Origin of the sequence: Streptomyces aurantiacus JA 4570, from assembly GCF_000414115.1 — a bacterium.
In the GTDB taxonomy this organism is placed as follows: domain Bacteria; phylum Actinomycetota; class Actinomycetes; order Streptomycetales; family Streptomycetaceae; genus Streptomyces; species Streptomyces aurantiacus_A.
Window position 1 is genome coordinate 1 of sequence record NZ_AOPZ01000328.1, and the last position, 438, is coordinate 438.

1 protein-coding gene is annotated in these 438 nt (G+C 73.3%); it reads left to right on the forward strand.

Annotated features, from left to right (window positions below):
• The coding region (locus tag STRAU_RS28160; protein WP_037662431.1) for a maltotransferase domain-containing protein at positions 1-438 on the forward strand (438 nt) is incomplete at both ends.

Consider the following 438-nt stretch of genomic DNA (forward strand, 5'->3'; position numbering starts at 1 on the left):
CGAGGTCCTGCGCGCCGCCGCCGCGGCCCTGCGCGACCCGTCCCGCCCGCCCGCAGCCAGGCTGGCCGCCGCCCTCACCCCCGAGGTGGACGCCGTGCTCGCCCGGCACCCGCTGCGCGAACCGCTCTCCTCCAGCGAGGAGTTCCCCCTGCGAGTGGACCGGAAGCGAGCCCTCTTCGGCTCGTGGTACGAGTTCTTCCCGCGTTCGGAGGGCGCGGTGGTGCGCGAGGGTGTGGCGCCGGTGTCGGGCACGTTCCGTACGGCGGCGAAGCGGCTGCCCGCGGTCGCGAAGATGGGCTTCGACGTGGTGTATCTGCCGCCGGTGCATCCCATCGGCAGCACGTTTCGCAAGGGGGCCAACAACTCGCTGTCGGCCGGGCCGCACGATGTGGGTGTGCCGTGGGCGATCGGTTCGCCCGAGGGTGGTCATGATGCGGT